Annotated in this window: 3 protein-coding genes; all 3 read right to left on the bottom strand. The window is 70.7% G+C overall.

The window, feature by feature from the left end; genetic code table 11:
- A partial coding sequence (locus AC1DS3_RS34060) for a UvrD-helicase domain-containing protein (RefSeq protein WP_477128906.1) occupies positions 1–2,556 on the bottom strand: 2,556 nt, incomplete at its 3' end.
- On the bottom strand, positions 2,553–5,483 hold the full coding sequence (locus AC1DS3_RS34055; RefSeq protein ID WP_477128905.1) for a PD-(D/E)XK nuclease family protein: 2,931 nt from the start codon (positions 5,481–5,483) through the stop codon (positions 2,553–2,555). The genes AC1DS3_RS34055 and AC1DS3_RS34060, both read right to left, overlap by 4 nt.
- 126 nt (positions 5,484–5,609) lie before the next feature.
- Positions 5,610–5,834, bottom strand: a complete 225-nt coding sequence (locus AC1DS3_RS34050) for a hypothetical protein (protein WP_477128907.1) — start codon at positions 5,832–5,834, stop codon at positions 5,610–5,612.
- Positions 5,835–5,841 lie beyond the last annotated feature (7 nt).

Genomic DNA, 5,841 nt, shown 5'->3' with positions numbered 1-5,841 from the left:
CTCCAGCCCCTTGGCGGCGTGCACGGTGAGAAGGGCCTCCAGCCCCTTGGCGGCGTCGGTAGCGTCGTCGGCATCGGCATCGGCTTCGCCTTCCGCGTCTTCGGCGCTATCGGCCATGCCGCCTTCATCCGGGCTTTCGCCTTCTTCGCCGCGCCGGATTTCCTGTAACTCGTCAATAAACTTGGGCAGGCTCGGGTAGCGCCCGCCATCGAGGTCGAGCGAGAGCTTGAGGAAGGCATCGAGGTTGGCCAGTACCTGGTCGCGGATCTCGGCCGGCGCGGCCTCGGCGTAGCGCCGGCGCACTTCGCCGCCATGGTAGATGTGGTCGATCAGGTCATGCACCGGCCGATGCGGCGCCACCTCCAGCCAGTGGCGCAGGCGCGCGACACCATCGCGCAGTGCCGGGCTGCCGAACTCGGGCAGCCCCTGCTCCCGCAGGCAGGCCCACCAGCCTGGCCGCGCCTCGCCCGCCTGGGCCATCTGCGCGATGGCGATCAGGTCCTCGTCGGTCGCGCCCACCAGCGGGCTCTTGAGCACATGGGCCAGGTCCAGGTCAGACTCCGGTGTCATCAGGAACGCCAGCAGCGCGGACAGGTCGAGCGCTTCCAGCGTGGCCAGCAAGCCGCCGCGGCGCGGGCTCAGGCAGGGAATGCCAGCCTCGCGGAAAGCACGCTCGTACTCCGCCAGATGGGTCTTGCGGCGCACCAGCAAGTGCACATCGCTCCAGCGCGCGGGCCGCGGGCCATTGCTGTCGGCAACCGGCACAGTGGCGCGGACATGCTTTAGCCAGGCCGCCACGCGCCGGCCCTCTTCGAGCCGCAGCGAATCGCCTTCGTGCTGGCGCGGCTGCGTCAGCGTATCGCGGTGCGTGGCGGAGTCCCGCGCGGCCTCATCGTCATCGCCAGCCGCGTCGTCCTGCGGTGCCGGCTCCGCCTCGGGCTCGACCAGCGGCAACAGCCACACCGGGCCGCCGGGCTCGTGCAGCGCGGTCGTCTGCGTCTCGAACAGCGGATAGCGCCCATCGGCGCGCGCGGTGTCGAACACCGCGTTGACCCAATCGAGCACTTCCGGGCGGTTACGGCGGGTGCGGTTGGTCCGCAGCACGGTGGCGCCGAAACCCGACTGCAGCATCTCGCCGGCGGTCTGGAACAGGCGCGCATCGGCGCGGCGGAAGCGATAGATCGATTGCTTGGGATCGCCCACCAGGAATACCGTGGGCCGCTCACCCAGGCCTGCGTAGCCGGCCAGCCAGCCTTGCAGGATGCGCCATTGCAGCGGGTTGGTGTCCTGGAACTCGTCGAGCAACAGGTGACGGTAGCGCGCATCGAGCCGGACCTGCAGGTAGGTCGCGGTCTCTTCGTCGCGCATCAGCCGCGCGGCCAGCCACTCGAGGTCGGCAAAGTCCATCGCGCGCTGCTCGGACTTGTGGTGCTGGTAGCGCGTCAGCAGCGCGTCGCCCAGCTCGTACAGCGCCAGGTTGACCGCCAGCACCGCAGCCTCGCAGCGGCGTTGCGCGATCTGCTCCAGCGCGGCGCACATGTCGCCGTGCCCGGCGAGGAACGCATCGACCATCGCCTCACCACCGAGCGCCTTGGTCAGCGCCGTGGTGGCGCGTAGCGAGCGCGGCTTGCCGGCGGCGGTGAAAAACGCGTCGCGCAATATCGCGAAGGTGCGCTCCGCGGGCTCGCCCCCTTCGGCGCCTGCCTCGCGCCAAGCGCGGATCTCCAGGATCGCATCGGCCAGGCGCATAGCGTGAGCCTGCTCGGTCTTGCCGCCCCGGCCCAGTTGCGACGCCATGCCCTGGCAAGTGTCAAGCCAGCCGTCATCGGCCAGCACTTCCAGCAGCACGTCGACCTGGGCATCCTCGCCCAGGTCCGCGGCGAGCGTCTCAGCGGGATCGGCGCTTTCGCGGAACGCAAACCACTCGCTGCGCGCGTGGAACATGGCGTCGAGCAAGGCTCGCGCCTGGAACTCGCCGATGGCATCCACCAGCCGCTCGAAGGCGACGCGCAGGTTGGCGTACGGCGGCGTGGCCAGGGCCTGCCAGAACGGCGCCCAGGCCTCGCGCTTCATGCGCAGCGCGTCTTCGCGCAGCGTGGCGCCCGGCACGATGCCCGACGCCAGCGGCGCGCCGCGCAGCAACGTGCCAAACCAGCCGTGGAAGGTATCGATGGCCATGCGCCCGGGCGCGGCCAGCACCTGCGCATGCAGGCCACGCGCGCGCGGCAGCGCGGCGCGTGCGCCATCGGGCGACAGCCCGCGCTGCGTGAGCGCGGCGATCACCGCGTCGTCATCGTCGCGCGCGAGTTGCGCCAGCACTTCCAGCAAGCGCTCTCGCATTTCCTCCGCGGCCTTGCGCGTGAAGGTGATGGCGAGGATCTCGTGCGGCGCCGCGCCGGCCAGCAGCAGCCGCAGCAAGCGCGCCACCAGCAGCCAGGTCTTGCCGCTGCCCGCGCAAGCCTCGACCACCACGGAGCTGGCGGGGTCGCAAGCCGCGCGCGTGAACTCGGCCTCGGCCACCGGCTGGCCATCGCGCAGATAGGCGTGGATGCTCATGCGCGGCCCCCGATACCCGGCGGCAACGCCGTGCTTTCCCAGAAGCCCTTGCGGCACAGGCCGCGGGCGGTGCAGTAGGTGCATGCGCTGGCGTCGCCGAAGGCCGCCAGCGGCGCGTCCTGGCGCAGGCGCATCACGTCGCTGCGCAGTTGTTGTTCGAGCCACGCCACTGCGGCGTCGAAGTCAGGCAGGCTCACTTCGCGCTGGGGCGCCGGCGGCCCGTCCTTCGCGCCTTCGAGCGCCACCCAGCTGCCGGCGGCAACGTCGGCGCGCAGCAATCCATAAAACGGCAACTGGCAATCCTCTTCCACGTCCCCGACCTTGCGCTTCAAGCGCAGCACGGTCTGGGTCTTGTAATCGAGCACCGCACGGCTGCCGTCGCGCGCGCGATCGAGCCGGTCGATGCGGCCATTGACGCGCAGCGGCTGGCCGTCGGGCATAGGCAGGTCGACAGTGGCGTCGAGCTCGCCATCGTCCCAGAACCAGCCCTGCGCCTCGCGCTCCGCCTGCCATKCCACGTAGGAAGGCAGCACTTCGCACCAGCGGCGGTAGTAGCCGATGGCGTTGCCGTCTTCCTTCATCAGCGCGCCGAACTCGTGATCGGAAATCTCGCGCAGGCGCGCCAGGCGAGCGTCTTCACGGCGCAAGCCCTCCTGCGACGCTTCGCGGTGGTAGCGCAGCAGCACGCGGTGCAGCAGCTCGCCGATGTCGCGTTTTTCCAGGTCGTCGCTGACGACTTCCAGCCCCGCCAGCCCAAGCATGCGGCCGGCAAAGAACTGGTAGGGACAGCGGCGCAGCATGTTGTACGCCTGCGCGCTCCAGCGCGCAGGCACCAGCTCCGATGCCGCCGGCGCGGGCATGCCGCCGGCTTCGGCGAAGGTCTCGTGCAGCACCGGCAGCGCGCTCGCCTCGATYGGCGCGCMCGCGCGCGAGCACAGCGCGCTGAGCCGCTCGATCCAGCCCGACACATGCTTGGGCTCGCCACGCGCGCCAAGGCGCTGCCAGGTGAGCACCACGTCGTCGTTGTTCAGCAAGACCTCGGCCAGATCGCGTGCCTGCTGGGCAAAGCGCACCTCGCGGTCTTCCAGTCCGAGCTCGCGCCGCATCTGGTTGGAAAAAAACATCAGCTCGGCCGCACTGGAGGGAAGCTGCGTGTCGTCGCACCCCACCACCACGACCCCGTCGAAGCGGCGCATGCGCGCGCCGTTAAGCGGCAGGATGGTGATGCGCGCGGCGCCGCTGGCCGAGGGCTCCTTGTAGGCAACCGACTCCAGCAAGGCTGACAGCATGGAGCGGAATTCGCCGAGATTGAGCGTGGCGCCCGCACCCGTCTCGTCCTGCGGCAGATCGGCAAGGCGCGCCAGCGCKTCGAGCAATTGCGTGCCCGCATCGTCGGCCGACAACGCCTCGCGCATGCCGAGCACCTCCAGCATGGCATCGAGGCGTTCCAGCCAGGTCGAGACCGGGTGCTGCGCGTTGCCGCGCGGCCAGGCGCCGGCTTCGGCCGCAAGGTGCTGCACCAGCTCGCAAGCGGCCTGCCGGGCGGCGCGGCGGGCGTCGTCTTGTGCGGCGTCATCTTGCGCGGCGTCGGCGGCATTGCTATCGCCGGTGGCCTGGCCAGCCGTGTCGGGACGGAAGCGCTGCTGCAAGCGGCGCCAGCCACCCGTGATGCCATCGCGCCGGATCTGCCGCTCAAGCGCGGCAATGGCCTCCCCCCGTAGCACAAAGCCGGGCAGGCAGAACGGGCTCTTTAGCAGGTCGAGCAGGGCCGAGGTATCGCCGTCCTGGTTGAGCAGGTCGAACCATCGCATCAGCGCAGCCGCGGCTCGCGTGGTCGAGAGCTTCCAGCCGGTTTCGTCGCGCACCGGCGCACCGGCCCGCGCCAGCAACGCGCGCGCGCGCCGCGCTACTACGCGATCGTGCGCCACCAGCGCCACGTGGCGGCGGCCTTCGTTGAGCCACTGCACCAGTTGCTCGGCGGCAGCGCCGGCCTCGTCCTCGAAGCGCGCGCTGCCGATCACGCGCACGCGCGGGCGCTCGGCCGGCAGGCTGCGTGGCGCGCGGCGCGCGGCCGCTTCGTTCTTGCCAGGCAGCCGCGCCTCGGGCCACAGTGCCAGCAAGGTGTCGTACCAGCCGAGCTCCCCGTCCTCATCACCCAGATCGGCATCGAGCGCGCTGCCCTGCGCCTGCGCTAGCTGCGCGGTCCAGTCATAGCCGATGCGGATCACCGGCACGAGCTCGGCGGCCTGCCGCAGGAACGCTTCCTCGATCGGCTGGGGCGGCGTCGGCCCGAGCCAGATGACCGGCCCGTCCAGGTGCTGGGCCAGCCGATGCAGCGTGCGGCGGCGCGCGGGCATCGGATCGTCCGGGCCGGACAGGGCTTGCCAGAAGGCCATCACGATGCGGGCTTCCTCACCGAGGAAACGCGAGGACAGATGCGCGTAGGTCCGCTCCAGCGCGCCCTGCAGCAGGGCCGCGCGATCGTCCCCGTCGACGTCTTCATCGCGGATGGCATCGTMGTCGAGCCAGCGCGCGCTCAGTTCGTCGCTGATGGCGAGCAGCGTCTGCGCCAGCCCCCATGCCGCAGCCTCGGTCTGCGCACMAAATGCGCGCCGCAGCCAGTCCTGCGCACGAATGGCCTGCTGCACGGCCAGCAGCCGCGCAGCATGGCTGCGCACCGGGATCGGGTCGGGCGGCAGGTCGAGCAGCCAGTGGCCAATGGTGACCACCCGCGGCAGCAGCCGCGGCTTGCCGGCCGCGCGCGCGGCGGCATCCAGCGCCTGGCGCACACCGGGGATCTGCGCGGCGGTGGGCACCACCACATGCGCGGCGGCTTGCTGCTCCCCGCAATGGTCGAGGAAATACCAGGCCGCGGCGGCGGCCTGCGGCAGGAAGTCGGGGCCGGGACGAAATTGCAGCGAGGTCATGAAGCGAGAGTAACGGCCGGATCGGATGCCATGGCGAGAAGGCGCGCGGCGGTCAGCGCGCGCACCCGGGMATCGCGCACGGGATGCGCGAAAAACGCGGGAATAACCGGAGAGCCCGGAGCGCCTTCAGTGGCTGCCGGCCTCGAGGCGCGAGCGGATTTCGCGCGCGGTCTCCAGCAGGCCCTGGTAGCCGGAGCGTGCGTGCTCTGGCAGGTCGGGGTCGCCCACCAGCGCACCCAAGGTCTCGATGACACTGTAAAGGAGGCCCTTGGCCGCGCCGCCGGCAAAGCTCTCTTGCTCGACAGCGGCATTGATGTGATCCAAGCTCTCTTGCTCGACAGCGGCATTGATGTGATCC

Source organism: Cupriavidus sp. 01L46, from assembly GCF_056399905.1.
This window is presented reverse-complemented; position numbering and strand designations above follow the sequence as displayed.